The following is a 17269-nucleotide window of genomic DNA, read 5'->3' as shown; positions in this document are numbered from 1 at the left end:
TTATCTTTTATTATTCTAATAAATATTTCAGTGTTATAGCCGCGACAAAAGAGCTAAAGATACTCAAAAAAAGTGAGAAAGCAATAAGAAAAGCCAAGGCAGTAAAAAAGATGTTTGGTATTATTGGGGCTGTAGCAGCTGCAACACCAAAAATCATGATTGGAATTGTCCATGGCAGAATAATAATAAAAGTAAGGATAATACTGTGCGGCAATGATATTGCCAATGCTGCACCAACGGCACCAATAAAAATGATAGCAGGTGTTCCACATAAAAGGGTGAGCATCGTTGCGAAAGTTGTTTTAGCATCTAAATGGAGCATAAATGCTAAAATAGGGGTAGCAAGAATAAGAGGAAGCATAGTGCCTGCCCAATGGGCAAGGCATTTGGTGAAAACAATAAGTGTTAAGCTTTGTCTGTAAGCGGCAAGGATAAGTTGATCAAGGTTGCCGTCATCATAATCAATTTGAAACAGTTTATTAAGGTTAAGTAGGCTAGCTAGAAGAGCACCAAGCCATAATATACCTGGACCTATTCGTGCGAGAATATCTGGATCTGGCCCGATGGCAAAAGGAATGATCATAATAACAGCAATAAAAAATAAGAGCTCTGTTAGTGAAGAAACTTGTGGTTCTAAGGTTAATTTAAGATCTCGCCAGAATAATGCTTTCATTTATATTTTCTCTTTATAAGGGTAGAAAGTGCTCTAGGGCAATTGTGTATTTTTCTGGAAGACCAAGGGGTATATGGGTTGCAGCAATAATCATGCCGCCTTGGTTGAGATGATTCTGAAAAAGATTTGCGAAAATGATTTGGGTATGGCTATCAACGCCAGATGTTGGTTCATCTAGAATCCAAACAGGACGATAGGATAGCAAAAGACGAGCAATAGCTACGCGTCTTTTTTGCCCAGTTGATAAAACGCGAAAAGATAGGTGCCCAAGATCAGAAAGACCAACATCTGCAAGAGCTTCATGGGGAGTACGCAGATATTGACCGTAAAATGCTGCCCAAAATTGCAGATTATCAATGACTGATAAGGAGGATTTCATAGCATTTTGAATACTGAGATAATGACATACACTAGCTAAGGGATATGTTTGTGTATGTTCTTTAAAAATGACATGGCCTTCAGCAGCTTCAAGAAGGCCGACAATGATTCGCAATAATGTCGATTTTCCAATGCCATTTGGGCCTGTAATTGTCATGAGTTGTTGTGGAAGTAGACAAAAAGAAAGGCCTTGAAATAAAATTTCTTCATTTCTACGTGCTGCTAGATTTTTACCTAATAACACCATGTGATTACCTGTTATTCTTATTATTTCTATAGTTTTTATTACATTGTAAAATAAAAAACACGTTTTTTATGTAATTGTATCTAGAATAGTTCTAGGAATAGTTTTATAAGGTGTATGTTCTATCAGTTGTCGATGTGGAATGGATTTTAGGGTCGAGCTGCAAATTGACCGAAGAAAGCGGGGAATGGATAGCGGAAGTGACTATATTCGTATTCAAGCTGCATTTTATATCTGCAGTTTGTGTTGTTCATTCCGGAAAATGGGTGAATGCATAATATAAGGATGAACAATCATGTCTCAAATTGATAGTTTTAATTGTCGTAAAACTTTAAATGTTGGTGGCAAAGAATACATTTATTATAGTTTGATTGAAGCAGAGAAAAACGGTCTTAAAGATGTTTCTCGTTTGCCATTTTCCATGAAGGTTCTTCTCGAAAATCTGCTACGATTTGAAAATGGCCGTACAGTTAAAAAAGAAAATATTTTAAACATTGCTCATTGGTTGAATGATAAAGGCAGTGCTGGTGCAGAAATCTCTTATCGCCCCGCACGCATTCTCATGCAAGATTTTACTGGCGTTCCTGCAATTGTTGATCTTGCTGCAATGCGCGACGCTATGGTCAAACTTGGAGGTAATGGTGAAAAGATCAACCCTCTCATCTCTGTTGACCTTGTCATTGATCACTCAATTATCGTTGATAATTTTGGCAATTCGATGGCATTTCAGAAAAATGTTGAACGCGAGTATGAACGCAATGGTGAACGCTATCGCTTTCTTAAATGGGGGCAAAAAGCTTTTCAAAATTTTCGTGTTGTTCCTCCAAGAACAGGAATTTGCCATCAGGTTAATCTAGAATATTTAGCGCAATGTGTGTGGATGAATGATGAAGATGGTTGTCAGACGGTTTATCCTGACACGTGTGTGGGAACTGATTCGCATACAACCATGGTGAATGGTTTGGGTGTTTTAGGTTGGGGTGTTGGCGGTATTGAAGCAGAAGCTGCCATGTTGGGACAGCCAGTTTCAATGTTATTACCTGAAGTTATTGGTTTTCATTTAACTGGAAAGCTGAAAGAAGGTGTAACTGCTACTGACTTAGTTCTAAGGGTGACGCAAATTTTACGCCAAAAAGGTGTTGTTGGTAAATTTGTTGAATTTTTTGGTCCTGGTTTAGAGTATATGACGCTTGCTGATCGGGCGACAATTGCGAATATGGCACCTGAATATGGAGCAACCTGTGGTTTTTTCCCAATTGATAAAGAAACAATACGCTATCTCAATATGACAGGGCGCGATGAAAGTCGGATTGCTTTAGTGCAGGCTTATTCTAAAGCACAAGGGATGTGGCGTGATGAAACAGGATCTGATCCTATTTTTAGTGATATAATTGAATTAGATATGGGAAGCATTGTGCCTTCTATGGCTGGCCCCAAACGTCCTGAAGGACGGGTTCCATTGGAAGATGTGGGCCAAGGTTTTGAGATGGCATTGCTCCATGATTATAAGAAAACTACTGGGCAAAATGACCGTTATAAGGTTGAGGGTGAAGAGTATGAGCTCGGTCATGGGGATGTGGTGATTGCTGCGATTACTTCTTGTACGAATACATCAAATCCAAGTGTTCTTATTGCTGCTGGCCTTTTGGCACGTAATGCTGTGGCAAAAGGTCTCAAAACCAAGCCATGGGTTAAGACTTCTCTTGCGCCTGGCTCACAGGTAGTTGAGGCTTATCTTCTTAGTTCAGGTCTTCAGAAAGATCTGGATGCTTTAGGGTTTAACTTAGTTGGGTTTGGATGTACGACATGTATTGGGAATTCTGGTCCTTTGCTGCCAGCTATTTCCAAAACGATAAACGATAATGGTTTAATTACTTCAGCAGTCCTTTCAGGTAATCGTAACTTTGAAGGGCGTGTATCACCTGATGTGCAAGCAAATTATTTGGCTTCACCACCGTTAGTTGTAGCGCATGCTCTTATGGGAACGGTACGCAAAGATTTAACCAAAGAACCTCTTGGTAGAGGTTCGGATGGTCAGCTAGTTTACTTAAAAGATATTTGGCCTACTTCTAAAGAAATACAAGAATTTATCGAAGAAAATGTTACTCGTAAGATTTTTGTTGAGAAATATGCAGATGTTTTTAAGGGAGATGAAAACTGGCAAAAAGTTCAAGTGTCTTCTGGTGTTACCTATTCTTGGGATGATCAATCAACTTATGTACGTAATCCGCCTTATTTCGACGGTATGCTGAAAGTTCCTGGTGCATTAGAAGATATTAAAAATGCACGAATTTTAGGTTTGTTTGGTGATAAAATTACGACTGATCATATTTCTCCTGCTGGTTCTATTAAGGTTGATTCGCCTGCGGGGCAATATTTGACTGATCATGGTGTTAAAGTGGCTGATTTTAATCAGTATGGAACCCGTCGTGGAAATCATGAAGTTATGATGCGCGGGACCTTTGCTAACATTCGCATTCGTAATTTTATGTTGGGAAAAAGTGGTCGTGAAGGAGGTTATACAGTTCATTATCCATCCAAAGAAGAAACAACAATTTACGATGCAGCAATGACATATAAGCAAGAAGGAGTCCCGCTCGTTATTTTTGCTGGTATTGAATATGGCAACGGGTCATCTCGTGATTGGGCGGCTAAAGGTACTAATCTTCTTGGTGTAAAAGCAGTGATTGCTCAATCTTTTGAGCGTATTCATCGGTCTAATCTTGTTGGCATGGGTATTGTTCCCTTTGTATTTGAAGTGGGTGCAAGTTGGCAATCGCTTGGTTTAAAAGGAGATGAACAAATAACGATTGAAGAAATCGATAATTTGAAACCTCGTCAGAAGACTACAGCTACAATCACTTTTTCTGATGGAGTGGTCAAAACTGTGCCATTATTATGTCGTGTTGATACTGAGGATGAGTTAGATTATTTGCATCATGGTGGCATTTTGCACTATGTTTTGCGTAATTTGGCAGGTTAAATAAAATTTATCTGTTTAACAGTGTGTTTAAGTAGGGTCTCAAAGAGGTGTTTTGCTGATTTTTAGGTTCATCTTTAAGAATCTAATTGACGTTTGTTTTCAGATTACGTTATAAGAGCACCAATAATGAATAGCTTTAAAGCTTAGACTTGTTTATTTCAGTAAAATATTTTGTTGAGTTAATTTTTACTGATTAGTTGAAAGAGAAAGATACGATGGCGAATACACTTTCAGCCAAAAAAGCAGTGCGCAAGATCGCAGCACGCACGCAGGTCAATAAGGCCCGTCGTTCACGCGTTCGCACTTTTATTCGTAAATTTAATGATGCTTTAGCTAGTGGTGATAAAGCTTCTGCAGAAGTAGCATTTAAAAATTTTGAACCTGAAATTATGCGTGCTGTTTCCAAAGGGGTTTTTCATAAGAATACTGCAGCACGAAAAGTGTCGTGTTTAGCGAAACGCTTAAAAGCCTTTAGCGCCTAAATTTTTTCAAATTTATCAAATTAAGTCAGTACCGAACAGGTGCTGGCTTTTTTATTTATTTTAAACATGATGCTTTTTTATAAAAGCTATACGACGGTTATTACTGTTAAAAAATAGAATAAATTTATAATGTTAAGATAGTTATCCACAAGCCTTGTGGATTATGATAGAGTCTTTTCTTGTCAAGCTTTTTTTATTTTTTTTTAATAAATAAATTTTTTCATTAGTAGTAAATTTTTCGTAAAGAAAAAGTGAGTTGAATCAATGAACTTTCTTATTTGTTTTTTACGATTGCAAAATTATTGCGGATTTTAATGGTCTTTTGATTTTATTTTGGCCTCTTGCATTTTACCTCTTCTGTTTTGTATGGTCTTTAATAGAAATTGAAAATGCACAAGGTTTACATCAGCTAGATGCTATAGCGTGTTAGATGAAGAATGCTTTAGCTTAAGCGAGTTTTCGGGTGAGCTTTTTGGTTTCTTTATTGATATGTTTTGTCACCTTGAAGAGCATATCGTACAATCAGTAAAAGATAAATCTTATTGGTCATCTTTATTAGTCAGGTTGTAATGAGGCTATCTTAGGGGAGGATGAATCATCTCATTTGGGGAAAGAACCACTTGCCTTGGCTAAGTAAAAATTTGGCTGTCTGGCAGGACAAAATTGTAGTTTTTATCGGAATAAGAAATGGTGGATAAATTGAGTTCTAGAGCTAATTCCTTGAAAAAGGTTTCGGTGGATGTTCTGTCGACAGAAAGAGCAATAAATCAAATGACGAATATAAATGAAATGGGTGGTACAAGTACTCTTGGAGAGCGTCCAGTTATTTTAGAAGAAGAAGGTGCAGCTGCTTTTGCACGTGTGATGGCGCAATTAAAAGTACGGGTTGGTGTTGAGGCTTATACCAGTTGGTTTGGTCGTTTGAAGCTTTCCGAATATAATCGCAATCTTGTGAAACTTTCTGTTCCTACAGCATTTTTGCGTTCGTGGATTAATAATCATTACGGTTCTCTTTTAACGAGTTTATGGCAACAGGAAAATTCAGCGATTCTTCGGGTTGAAGTTATTGTTCGTGATTTAAAACGTGTTTCAAAAAATGGAGTATGCAAAACAAATGGAAGCTCTGTTGTTACAGTTCCTGAGGAGCAGAATACTTCATCTTTAGCTGAGAGCTATGTGGAGCATTCAGTCAAGAATTCTCAGGCAGGAATCTTTGGTTCGCCACTTGATTCGCGCTATACTTTTGAGAATTTTGTTGAGGGGGCTTCAAATCGTGTTGCTTTAGCTGCAGCGCGTTCAATTGCAGAGGGGCATAAAAGTGCGTTGCGATTTAACCCTCTTTTTATTCATGCATCAGTTGGTTTGGGAAAAACGCATTTGCTTCAAGCTATCGCAGCGGCCGCTTTGAAGCGTTTAACGCCAGCACGGGTTATTTATTTGACTGCTGAATATTTTATGTGGCGTTTTGCGACAGCTATTCGTGATAATAATGCTCTTTCTTTTAAAGAACAGCTTCGCGATATTGATCTTTTAATTATTGATGATATGCAATTTTTACAAGGTAAATCGATTCAGCACGAATTTTGCCATTTGCTCAACATGTTACTTGATAGTGCAAAGCAGGTTATCGTGGCTGCAGATCGTCCTCCAGCGGAATTGGAATCGCTTGATCTTCGGGTTCGGTCTCGTCTTCAAGGGGGAGTTGCTCTTGAAATTGAAACGCCAGATTATGAAATGCGCCTAAAAATGTTGCAGCAACGATTAAAGGTAGCGCGACAAGACGATAGTGCAATTGAAATTTCTAATGATATTTTAGAGTATATTGCTAAAACAATTTTAGGATCAGGGCGCGATATTGAAGGAGCATTTAATCAGCTTTTATTTCGTCAGTCTTTTGAATCTGATTTGTCTTTAGAGCGTGTTGATGAATTGTTAGGTCATTTGACACGTTCGGGTGAGCCGAAGCGTATTCGAATTGAAGAAATTCAGCGTACGGTTGCACGCCATTATAACGTTTCTAAGCAGGATTTATTATCCAATCGCCGAACGCGTACGGTTGTTAAGCCACGGCAAGTTGCAATGTATTTGGCAAAAGTATTGACGCCTCGTTCATTGCCTGAAATTGGGCGTCGTTTTGGAGGGCGCGATCATACAACAGTTTTACATGCTGTACGCAAAATTGAAGATTTGATTTATGATGATCAGACTTTAGCTAAAGAACTTGAGTTGCTTAAACGACTAATTGGAGAACAAGCTATATAATATTGATAATTTTTTATTCTATTTGTTAATATGTTGGAAAGATCCAGTGAGAATAGTCGTTTTTGCTTGTGTGATGTCCTATTGCCATTTTAGTAGAGGTTGAATAAACTTCGACTATGATTCTTTAAATGAATCGAGTGCTTTGGCTGAGCGAATTCCTATAGTTATGAAATAAATTATCAACGGGGATTTTTATGCACATTACAATTGACCGCAATCAATTTTTAAAGTCTCTTAATCGTGTCCATCGTGTGGTTGAGCGTCGTAATACGATTCCTATTTTGTCAAATGTATTGATTAACGCAAGTGGTGATGGTGTACAATTAAAAGCAACAGATCTTGATCTTGAAGTTATAGAGTCTTCTTTAGCTAAAGTTGAGCAAGAAGGAGCAATAACTGTTCCAGCTCATTTGCTTTATGACATTGTTCGTAAGTTTTCCAGTGGAAGTGAGATTGTGCTAAAGGTTGATAACAATCAAGCAAATACAATGTCTGTTGTTTCTGGTTGTGCTAATTTCCAACTTCAATGCCTTCCTAAGGTAGATTTTCCGGAGTCACTTCCAGGTCAGTTTAGTTGTCATTTTTCTTTATCGGCATCAGATTTAAAGCGCTTATTTGATTGTACGCAATTTGCTATTTCGACTGAAGAAACACGTTATTATCTTAATGGTATTTATTTTCATGTCGTTGATGATGGTGTTTTGAAGTTGCGTTTGGTTGCAACTGATGGCCATCGTTTAGCACAGGTTGATATGGAGGTGCCTTCAGAAATTAAGGATATGCCGGGTGTTATTATTCCTCGTAAAGCTGTGGGAGAATTACAAAAACTGCTTTCCGAAGAAACTGAGGGTGATGTTTCTATAGAACTCTCAGAAACAAAAATTCGTTTCTCTATTGGATCTGTGGTTTTGACATCGAAATTAATTGATGGAACATTTCCAGAATATCAACGCGTCATTCCTCTGAACAATGATAAAAAGCTGGCTGTCAACCGGCAGGATTTTTCTGCTGCAGTTGATCGTGTTTCAACAATTTCAAGTGATCGTGGTCGTGCGGTAAAATTAACAATCGAAAATGGGCAGCTAAAGCTTGTAGTTAATAACCCTGATTCTGGAAGTGCAGAAGATCAATTGGTTGCAGATTACACATCTGATCCGCTTGAGATAGGCTTTAATTCACGTTATCTTTTAGATATTGCTGCGCAACTTACAAGTGATGAAATGGTTTTTATGCTGGCTGATGCTGGGGCACCGGCACTGATTCGTGAAAGTGATGATGCAGCTGCACTTTATGTGCTGATGCCTATTCGTGTTTAAGGATAGTGTGTCTTGCAGTGCAGTGCTAGCCGTGTACATAAGGTAACAGTGAGGCAGCTGAAATTAACGCATTATCGCAATTATTGCTCTTTCAATATTCATTTATCAGGTCAGCATGTAGTTTTTACTGGTCATAACGGTGCTGGTAAAACTAATCTTTTAGAAGCATTATCTTTTCTTTCTCCTGGTCGTGGGTTACGGCGTGCGGCTTATTCTGATATCAGTTTTTCTAAGGGTAGAGGGGCTACATTTGTTGTATTTGCTCGTCTTCAATGTGCTCTTTATGGTGAAGTGAACATTGGTACGACTTTAGAGACTAGTGATAGTGGCCGAAAAGTACATATCAATGGTGTGCATGAGTCGTGTGATTGTTTGACAGATTATTGTCATGTGAGTGTGTTGACTCCTTCTATGGATGGACTTTTTATGGGGCCTTCACTTGATCGACGTCGTTTTTTAGATCGTATGGTTTTGGCTATTGATTCTTTACATGGCCGGCGTATCGCAGATTATGATAAGGCTATGCGCGCGCGTAATCGTTTGTTTTTAGATGGAAATGAAGATTGTGCTTGGTTTGATGCTTTAGAGGCGCAGATGGCTGAGCTTGCGACAGCTATTGCAGCTGCACGGGTTGATGTTATTCAGCTTTTGAATGATATGTCTGAGCAAACGTCATCTTATACACCTTTTCCACGGGCTTTTCTGCAAATTGATGGTTTTTTGGAAAAAGCTCTTGGAACGATATCAGCAATTGAGGTTGAAGAGCAGTTTTTAGAACGATTGCGTCGCAATCGCCCGATAGATTGCGCTGCTAGGCGAACATTAGAGGGGCCGCATCGCACAGATTTACAGGTTTTTTATGCGGATAAAAATATAGCCGCAACATCTTGTTCAACAGGTGAACAGAAAGCTTTGTTGACAGGTTTAGTTTTGTGTCATGCGCGTTTAACAGGTATGATGTCAAATATGACACCTATTCTTCTTCTTGATGAAATGGCTGCTCATCTTGATTCTCGTCGGCGTGCTGCTTTGTTTGATATTCTTGATGATTTAGGTAGTCAGACATTTATGACGGGAACAGATCGTGTTTTGTTTGATTCCTTAGAAGGACGAGCAGAGTTCTTTGAGATTGAAGATGGAGTTTTATTGCAGCAAGAAACCTATTCAAAGTTTGTGATGGGGTAATAATTGAGAAAAAGAGGCTTATTGTGTCTGCAATTATAACGGTTTTAAATGGTCCTAATTTGAATTTCCTTGTAAGACGTGAGCCAGAAATTTATGGCAGTGAAACCTTAGAAGATATTGAAAAATCTTGCAGGGATTATGCAGTAAACCTTGGAATAACGGTGCAATTTCATCAGAGTAATTATGAAGGACAATTGATTGAGTGGATACAAGCAGCAACTGGAACGAGTGCTGGATTGATTATTAATCCAGCTGCTTATAGTCATACATCTCTTGCAATTCTTGATGCATTAAAAATGTTTTCAGGGTTAATAGTAGAGGTTCATTTGTCAAATATTTATCAGCGTGAATCCTTTCGTCACCATTCTTATATTTCTATGGGGGTAGATGCAGTTATTGCCGGGTGTGGGGGTGAGGGATATTTATTTGCACTTAATTATATTGCCAAGCGGCTAAAATATGGTATAAAAAAGGCATAAATTGGACAATATTGATAAGGTGTGTTTGACATTTTCTTAATAATTTGTTTCAAATGAGTAAGATAACCTATAAAAATACTATTACTGTTTTTATGATAATTTATTAATACATATAACAGGCAGGTCAGAATGAGAAACTGTTTTGAACAAATTAAGATGCTTGCTATTTTAGGGGGAGCGTTACTTTTATCTGGTTGTGAAATGGATATTCTTCAACCTGGGGGGTATATTGCACGTCAACAGCTTACTTTAATTGTTATATGTGTTCTTGTTATGCTTTGTGTCGTGATTCCAGTGATGATTGCAGTAGTTCTTTTGGCTATTAAATATCGCGCATCGAACACAGCGGCAGATTATTTGCCTGATTGGGGACACTCAAATAAAATTGAAGCTTTTATGTGGGGTATTCCCATTGTTATTGTTACGATTTTAGGTTTATTGACGGCCTATTACACTTATAGGCTTGAACCTTCAAATCCACTTCCAGTAGATGTTGCTGGTGAGGAAAAGCCATTGCAGGTCGATGTTGTGGCTCTGGATTGGAAATGGTTATTTATTTATCCTGAATATGGTGTTGCATCGATCAATGAAATTTATGCACCAGAAGGTCGTCAAGTATTGTTGCAATTAACATCAGAAAACTCTGTTAATGCATTCTGGGTGCCAAAACTTGGTACAGTTCTTTATGCTATGCCACAGATGAATTCTAAATTACATTTAGTGGCTGATAAGCAAGGAATATTCAACGGAAGCTCGGCAAACTATAGTGGTGATGGTTTTTCAGGTATGCGTTTTCAATGGCATTCTGTGTCTTTAGAGGATTTCGATAATTGGATTGCTAGAGCTCGGGCGAGTGGACAAAAACTTGGTCGTTCATCTTATCGTCAACTTTCAAGTGTACCTCGTATGGGTGATGTTATCGCGAAAGAAAAAGATGCTGAAGTGCGTTATTTTGCACCTGTTGAAGAACGGCTTTATTATCGAATTGTTAACCGGTGTGTTGATGAAAATACGATATGTAATGAAAACTTAATGAAGCGTGCTGCCGCTCAAACACTTTGGGGTACACTTTGTTCTGTTTTTGATCCGGGTGTTCTTTAAGAAGGCATCAATCGAGAAAAAACTCTTTTTTAAAAAGGTTTTTTAAAACTAAAATTCATTGGATATGGGGTGAGAAATGTTTGGAAGACTTACGGATCCTACGGCTGGTGCTTTTCATGCACTTACACATGAGCCAATTGTTCTTCATACATGTATTGCGATTGTTGTGATTGGCTTGGTCGCAGTTGTTGCTTTAACGGCGCTTGGCTGGTGGGGAATTCTTTGGCGCAATTGGATTACAACAGTTGATCATAAGCGCATTGGTATTATGTATATCGTTCTCGGGATTATCATGCTTGTGCGTGGTTTTGCTGACGCGATTATGATGCGAACACATCAGGCTATGGCGCTTGGTAATGAGACAGCAGGTTATTTGCCTCCTGAGCATTTTGATCAGATTTTCTCGGCTCATGGTGTTATTATGATTTTCTTCATGGCGACACCAATTTTGTTTGGTATTTTTAATTACCTTATACCTCTTCAAATCGGTGCGCGTGATGTTGCGTTTCCGTTTGCAAATAATCTAGGATTTTGGATTACGGTTGCGGCAGCAATACTGCTCAATATATCTCTTGGAGTTGGCAATTTTGGTCGTGGTGGTTGGTTGATGTATCCACCTTTCTCAGAGTTACAAAGTAGTCCAGATACAGGTGTTGATTATTATTTGTGGTCACTTCAGCTTTCTGGTATCGCGACAACGATGGGAGCAATCAATTTTGTTGCAACTATTATTAAAATGCGCGCTCCTGGGATGACATTGATGAAAATGCCCGTTTTTTGTTGGGGGGCTTTTGTTAGCAATATTCTTATTATAGTTATTTATCCTGTTCTAGCTGTAGCGTTTGCATTGTTAGCAGGTGACCGTTATTTGGGTATGAATTTTTTCACTAATGCAGCTGGTGGCAATCCAATGGTTTGGATTAATTATGTTTGGATTTTTGGTCACCCTGAAGTTTATGTTTTAGTTATCCCCGCTTTTGGGATTATTTCTGAAATCGTACCCACTTTTTCTTCAAAACGTCTTTTTGGGTATAGCTCAATGGTTTGGGCGATTTTGGTTATTTTGATTCTTTCACTTATTGTTTGGGGACACCATTTCTTTACAATGGGTGGTGGTGAAGCTGTTAATACTTTCTTTGGCGTTGCAACGATGATTATTGCGATTCCAACGGGTGTTAAGGTCTTTAATTGGTTGCTCACTATGTATAAGGGTCGGATTCGCTTTGAGCCTCCTATGCTTTGGTGTATAGGGATGATGTTTACATTTGTTGGTGGTGGATTAACAGGTGTTTTGATGGCGATTGTGCCTGCTGATTGGCAATTTCATAATTCTCTATTTTTGGTGGGGCATTTTCACCATACGATTATTGGGGGTGTTGTCTTTGCTTATTTGGGTGGTTTGGCTTTTTGGTTTCCAAAAGTTTTTGGTGTTAAACCAAACCGCATACTAGGTATTGCATCTTTCTGGTGTTGGTTTGTTGGTTTTTACATTGCTTTCTTCCCGGTTTATATACTTGGTTTGATGGGTGCTACGCGTCGTCTCCAACACTATATTGAACCTAGTTGGCAGCCAATGTTTATTATTGCTGCGGTGGGAGCTTTTATTATTCTTCTTGGTATCCTTTGTTTTGTGCTTCAAGTTGTTTTGGCGATTTGGTATGGTATCAAGCATAAGGGGCGCTTGCCAGTAACATCAAATGATCCTTGGGGTGATGCACGTACGCTTGAATGGTTGGCTTCTTCTCCTCCTCCTGCTTATAATTTTGCAATTATTCCAGAGGTGCAGGCTGAAGATGCTTATTGGGATATGAAGAAAAATGGTTATCAGCGTTCAACGAGTGGATTTACAAAAATCCATATGCCATCAAATACATCAGCTGGAGTTATTGCAGGTTTATTCTCATTAATTATAGGTTTTGCGCTTGTCTGGCATATTTGGTGGCTTGTTGCGATTGGGGTGATTGGCTTTATTGCAACGATTGTTTGCCATTCATTAATGGGCGATCATCATGGTTATTATATTCCAGCTGAAGAAGTGCAGAAAACAGAAGATACCTTCACAGCTGTTCTTAAAGAACAAGGAGTAAAAGCATGAGTGCGGTAACAATGAATAATGTTTGCACGGATGAACATCACCATGACAATAGTTCGGTAATGATATTTGGATTTTGGATTTATATCCTTTCGGACTTGATCGTGTTTGCGACGCTTTTTTCAAGTTTTGCTGTATTTTCTGCTTCTTATGGTGGAGGTAAAGCAGGCAGTGAATTTATTAATTTAAACTTTGTGTTGGTTGAAACTGCTATTTTGTTGTTGTCATCAATTACCTACGGCTTTGTAATGGTACAAACTCACAAGGGTAATTTGGCTGGCGTACGTTTATGGATGGCTATAACCTTTATACTTGGATCTTGCTTTATTGGGATGGAAATTTATGAATTTCATGAACTTTTGAGTGAGGTATATTATTATGATGCTGGCGCTTATGCTGGTATTGATTTGACAACAGGTACGCAGCTTTTTGGGCGAGAAGTTCTATCTGCTTATTGGTCAGCATTTTTTGCTTTGGTTGGTACTCACGGTCTCCATGTAAGTGTTGGTCTGCTTTGGATGATTGTGATGTTTTTTCACCTATGTCGTAGTGGTTTGGATCAGAACAACAAAACACGTTTAACATGCCTTTCAATTTTCTGGCATTTGCTTGATATTGTTTGGGTTGGTGTTTTTACTATGGTTTACTTGTTAGGAGCACTGTAATGAGCATGCATGACAAAGCACATAATCCAAGTACTATCTCTTATTTGGTTGGTTTTATTCTGGCTGTTTTTTTTACTTTAGGTTCTTTTATTCCTATAATGTATGGGATGTTGGACAGTTGGACAGTTAGTACGAAAGTTATTTATCTCATTGGTATGGCGCTGATCCAGATTGTCGTACAGATTATTTTCTTTTTGCACTTGAATTCTGGTCCAGATGCTAAGTGGAATTGGATAACCTTATGGTTTGCAGCTATGTGCGTTTTCATTATTATTGGGGGAACATGGTGGGCTATTTCTCATTTGAATTATAATATGATGGGTGGTTCAGGACGCATTATTGTGCCAGAAGTATTAGAAATGAATGTAACTGAACCGGAAGAGCCAGTATCAGGTATGCAGGAACCGGCGTCAAGTGCACAAGAGCGGGAGGAATTAGTACCAGATGTACAAGAACCGGCATCAAATGCACAAAAGCCGGAAGAACCAGCGTTGAGAGATTCATCGTCTTTTAATGACTAGAATGCTTTCATTTTAAAAGAGAAAGAGAATGATTCTATAGTAAAAGGAATCATTCTCTTAAATAATTTATAGGCTTAAATATTTTTGCGGGAATTTGTAGGAATTATTGAATAAGTGTTTCTTTTCTAATGTCTAAACCATTATTCTCCTTGAGTTTCTTCACTTTGTTTTAATTCTTCAAGTGTTGGCATGGACATAATGTTGTATCCTGAATCAACATAGTGAATTTCTCCAGTAACGCCTGACGATAAATCAGAAAGCAAATAAAGAGCAGATTTCCCAATCTCATTAATGTTTACAGTGCGGCGGAGTGGTGCATTGCGGCGTTGATATGAAAAGATTGCTCTTGCAGCTGCAATACCATTGCCAGCTAAGGTTCTAACAGGGCCAGCTGAAATTGCATTGACACGGATATTTTGAGGACCAAAATCTGCAGCTAAATAACGCACCATAGCTTCTAAGGCTGCTTTAGCAACGCCCATGATATTGTAGTTAGGAACAACTTGCTGTGAAGCTCCATAAGTGAGTGTTAAAAGTGTTCCACCATTGGGCATGAACTTACCCGCGCGTTGAGCAATTTCTGTAAAAGAATAAGCTGAAATTACCATTGTGCGAGTAAAATTCTCGCGGGTTGTAACATCGACATAACGCCCTTTTAATTGTGTTTTATCTGAATAACCAATGGCATGGACAACAAAATCAATCGATCCCCACTCTTTTTTTAAATATTCAAAAACTTGGTCGACATTTTCAATTTTTTCAACGTCACACTCAAGTAATAATTTGCAGCCAAGTTTTTTTGCGAGCGGTTGAACGCGTTTTCCAAAAGCATCTCCTTGATAAGTCAACGCTAGTTCAGCTCCTTCTTCTGCTAATTGACATGCAATGCCCCAAGCAATTGAATGATCATTCGCAATCCCCATAATGAGGCCACGCTTACCCTCCATCAAACCTTTCATATTATTTCTCCGTAAGATTGTGCCATTGTCAATCAGTTAAGAATTATCATTTACATATAACGTTGGAAAACAAGCGTTGCATTGGTGCCTCCAAAACCAAATGTATTTGATAATACAGTATTTAATTCTTGATGATCACGGCGTTTACGGACAATTGGCATATCGGCAAAAGCGGGATCAAGTTCTTCAATATGAGCACTCTCACAAATAAAATTATGATTCATCATTAACAATGTATAGATCGCTTCTTGAACACCTGCTGCACCTAAAGAATGACCTGTTAAAGATTTTGTAGCAGAAATTGGTGGGCATTGATCACCTGTCCCAAAGATCTGGCGGATTGCTTCTATTTCAGGGGGGTCACCAATGGGCGTTGCTGTTGCATGGGGATTGATGTAATCAATTTTATTTTTTACGGTTGCGAGTGCCATGCGCATGCATCTTTCTGCTCCTTCACCGGATGGAGAAACCATATCATGCCCATCAGATGTAGCACCATAACCAACAATTTCACCATAGATTTTTGCGCCACGTGCTTTGGCTATTTCTAACTCTTCAAGAACCAAAACACCAGCGCCACCGGCAATAACAAATCCATCTCGATTGATATCGTATGCACGTGAAGCTTTTTCTGGTGTGTCATTATATTTACTAGACATAGCACCCATGGCATCAAATAAAACAGATAACGTCCAATCTAAATCTTCACAACCTCCTGCAAAGACACGATTCTGTTTGCCGTATTGTATCATCTCATAAGCATTGCCAATGCAATGATTGGATGTAGCACAAGCTGAAGAGATTGAGTAGTTTACTCCTTTAATTTTAAAGAAAGTTGCAAGAGTTGCCGCTGCCGTGGAACTCATCGCTTTAGGTACCACAAAAGGTCCAACGCGTTTCGGACCTTTCTGACGTGTAATATCGGCAGCTTCAACGATTGAACGAGTGGAAGGTCCTCCAGAACCCATAATAATACCAGTGTGCTCATTTGATACTTCACTAGGTTCTAAACCTGCATCGGCTATTGCTTGATCCATAGCAATATGATTCCACGCTGTTCCATGACCATGAAAACGCATGGCTCGTCGATCAACCAATTCTTCTATATTTACATTTGGTTTGGCATAAACTCTGCTACGAAAGCCTAATTCAGCATATTCGGGTGCATAAGAAATTCCTGATTTTGCTTCAAGCAAACTCGTTAAAACAGTTTGAAGTCCGTTTCCAATTGAGGAGATAATTCCCATTCCGGTTACAACAACTCGACGCATTCACACCTCCTTAGTTCATATAGAGCACAACAAAATGTTTTTTCTGATGGAATAATGTTAGTCTTCTTTAAATAAAGCAACGCGTAAATCATTGGCTTTGTAAATGGCTTTCCCATCTGCCTTCACCCATCCATCTGCTATTCCTAAAACCAAATTCCCACGTCGAATACGTTTAAAATTGATTTCATATTCAAGCAGTTGAGTTTGCGGCGTAACCATGCCTGATAATTTTGTTTCTCCTGTCGATATAGCACGCCCTTTTCCTGGTTCACCTAACCAACCAAGAAAAAAACCTGTTAATTGCCATAGTCCATCTAAACCGAGACACCCTGGCATGACAGGGTCACCAATAAAATGACAATCGAAAAACCATAGATCTGGAGTGATGTCAAACTCCGCACGGACTATCCCTTTATTGTATTCACCACCAGTTTCACTAATTTGGGTGATTCGATGAATCATTAACATTGGTGGGGCAGGTAATTGCGCATTACCTTTACCAAACATTTCACCGCGAGCACAGCTTAGGAGCTCTTCATAAGTGTAGCGAGACTTTTGTTCAGCCATTGTTACTCCATTTATCTCCGTGTGTTTCATTGTGCTTTTTCAACTTATTTTTAAAGCAAATTTGAGGGAGAAGGAAATAATTTTATATGAT

At 38.7% G+C, this 17269-nt stretch carries 15 protein-coding genes; 10 read left to right on the top strand and 5 right to left on the bottom strand.

The window, feature by feature from the left end; all coding sequences use genetic code 11:
* Positions 1 to 10 precede the first annotated feature (10 nt).
* Together ccmB and ccmA are read right to left on the bottom strand one after the other, a co-directional pair.
* A complete protein-coding gene (gene ccmB, locus ME3_RS00555; protein ID WP_007476130.1) occupies positions 11 to 673 on the bottom strand; it encodes a heme exporter protein CcmB in 663 nt (220 codons plus the stop codon).
* 13 nt (positions 674 to 686) lie between these two features.
* The gene (ccmA, locus tag ME3_RS00550; protein ID WP_007476128.1) at positions 687 to 1298 is read right to left on the bottom strand and encodes a heme ABC exporter ATP-binding protein CcmA; all 612 of its coding nucleotides are present in this window, start codon (positions 1296 to 1298) and stop codon (positions 687 to 689) included.
* Between the two features lie 292 nt (positions 1299 to 1590).
* Between ccmA and acnA the strand changes: the two genes are divergently transcribed.
* The 10 genes from acnA to cyoD all read left to right on the top strand — a co-directional run bounded on the left by acnA (position 1591) and on the right by cyoD (position 14381).
* The gene (acnA, locus tag ME3_RS00545) at positions 1591 to 4278 is read left to right on the top strand and encodes an aconitate hydratase AcnA (protein WP_007476126.1); all 2688 of its coding nucleotides are present in this window, start codon (positions 1591 to 1593) and stop codon (positions 4276 to 4278) included.
* Positions 4279 to 4493: 215 nt separating this feature from the next.
* Positions 4494 to 4760 carry a 30S ribosomal protein S20 gene (gene rpsT / locus ME3_RS00540; RefSeq protein WP_007476123.1) on the top strand — a complete coding sequence of 89 codons (267 nt, stop codon included), beginning with the start codon at positions 4494 to 4496 and terminating at the stop codon, positions 4758 to 4760.
* A 687-nt stretch (positions 4761 to 5447) separates the two neighbouring features.
* Complete coding sequence (dnaA, locus tag ME3_RS00535; protein ID WP_007476120.1) at positions 5448 to 7022, top strand: chromosomal replication initiator protein DnaA; 1575 nt, start codon at positions 5448 to 5450, stop codon at positions 7020 to 7022.
* 194 nt (positions 7023 to 7216) lie between these two features.
* A complete protein-coding gene (gene dnaN / locus ME3_RS00530; RefSeq protein ID WP_007476119.1) occupies positions 7217 to 8338 on the top strand; it encodes a DNA polymerase III subunit beta in 1122 nt (373 codons plus the stop codon).
* 12 nt (positions 8339 to 8350) lie between these two features.
* Complete coding sequence (gene recF, locus ME3_RS00525; RefSeq protein WP_007476117.1) at positions 8351 to 9523, top strand: DNA replication/repair protein RecF; 1173 nt, start codon at positions 8351 to 8353, stop codon at positions 9521 to 9523.
* A 23-nt stretch (positions 9524 to 9546) separates the two neighbouring features.
* Positions 9547 to 10002 (top strand): type II 3-dehydroquinate dehydratase, encoded by a 456-nt coding sequence (gene aroQ / locus ME3_RS00520; protein ID WP_007476115.1) that lies wholly within the window; start codon positions 9547 to 9549, stop codon positions 10000 to 10002.
* Between the two features lie 129 nt (positions 10003 to 10131).
* Positions 10132 to 11103 carry a ubiquinol oxidase subunit II gene (gene cyoA, locus ME3_RS00515; RefSeq protein WP_007476113.1) on the top strand — a complete coding sequence of 324 codons (972 nt, stop codon included), beginning with the start codon at positions 10132 to 10134 and terminating at the stop codon, positions 11101 to 11103.
* A gap of 76 nt (positions 11104 to 11179) precedes the next feature.
* The gene (cyoB, locus tag ME3_RS00510) at positions 11180 to 13198 is read left to right on the top strand and encodes a cytochrome o ubiquinol oxidase subunit I (protein ID WP_007476111.1); all 2019 of its coding nucleotides are present in this window, start codon (positions 11180 to 11182) and stop codon (positions 13196 to 13198) included.
* The gene (locus ME3_RS00505) at positions 13195 to 13860 is read left to right on the top strand and encodes a cytochrome (ubi)quinol oxidase subunit III (protein ID WP_007476109.1); all 666 of its coding nucleotides are present in this window, start codon (positions 13195 to 13197) and stop codon (positions 13858 to 13860) included. Before cyoB ends, ME3_RS00505 begins: the two co-directional genes overlap by 4 nt.
* The gene (cyoD, locus tag ME3_RS00500; protein ID WP_007476107.1) at positions 13860 to 14381 is read left to right on the top strand and encodes a cytochrome o ubiquinol oxidase subunit IV; all 522 of its coding nucleotides are present in this window, start codon (positions 13860 to 13862) and stop codon (positions 14379 to 14381) included. Before ME3_RS00505 ends, cyoD begins: the two co-directional genes overlap by 1 nt.
* 140 nt (positions 14382 to 14521) lie before the next feature.
* Here the strand turns inward: cyoD and fabI are convergent, their stop codons facing one another.
* From fabI to fabA, 3 genes are read right to left on the bottom strand one after another with little or no spacing between them, the layout of a single operon-like run.
* Positions 14522 to 15340: an enoyl-ACP reductase FabI gene (gene fabI / locus ME3_RS00495; protein WP_007476105.1), complete on the bottom strand. Its 819-nt coding sequence runs from the start codon at positions 15338 to 15340 to the stop codon at positions 14522 to 14524.
* Positions 15341 to 15390: 50 nt separating this feature from the next.
* Positions 15391 to 16611 carry a beta-ketoacyl-ACP synthase I gene (gene fabB, locus ME3_RS00490; RefSeq protein WP_007476102.1) on the bottom strand — a complete coding sequence of 407 codons (1221 nt, stop codon included), beginning with the start codon at positions 16609 to 16611 and terminating at the stop codon, positions 15391 to 15393.
* A gap of 57 nt (positions 16612 to 16668) precedes the next feature.
* Entirely contained in the window at positions 16669 to 17178 is a 510-nt protein-coding gene (gene fabA, locus ME3_RS00485) for a 3-hydroxyacyl-[acyl-carrier-protein] dehydratase FabA (RefSeq protein ID WP_007476100.1), read from the bottom strand.
* Positions 17179 to 17269: the final 91 nt, after the last annotated feature.

The organism is Bartonella melophagi K-2C (genome assembly GCF_000278255.1).
Lineage (GTDB): Bacteria > Pseudomonadota > Alphaproteobacteria > Rhizobiales > Rhizobiaceae > Bartonella > Bartonella melophagi.
This window is presented reverse-complemented; position numbering and strand designations above follow the sequence as displayed.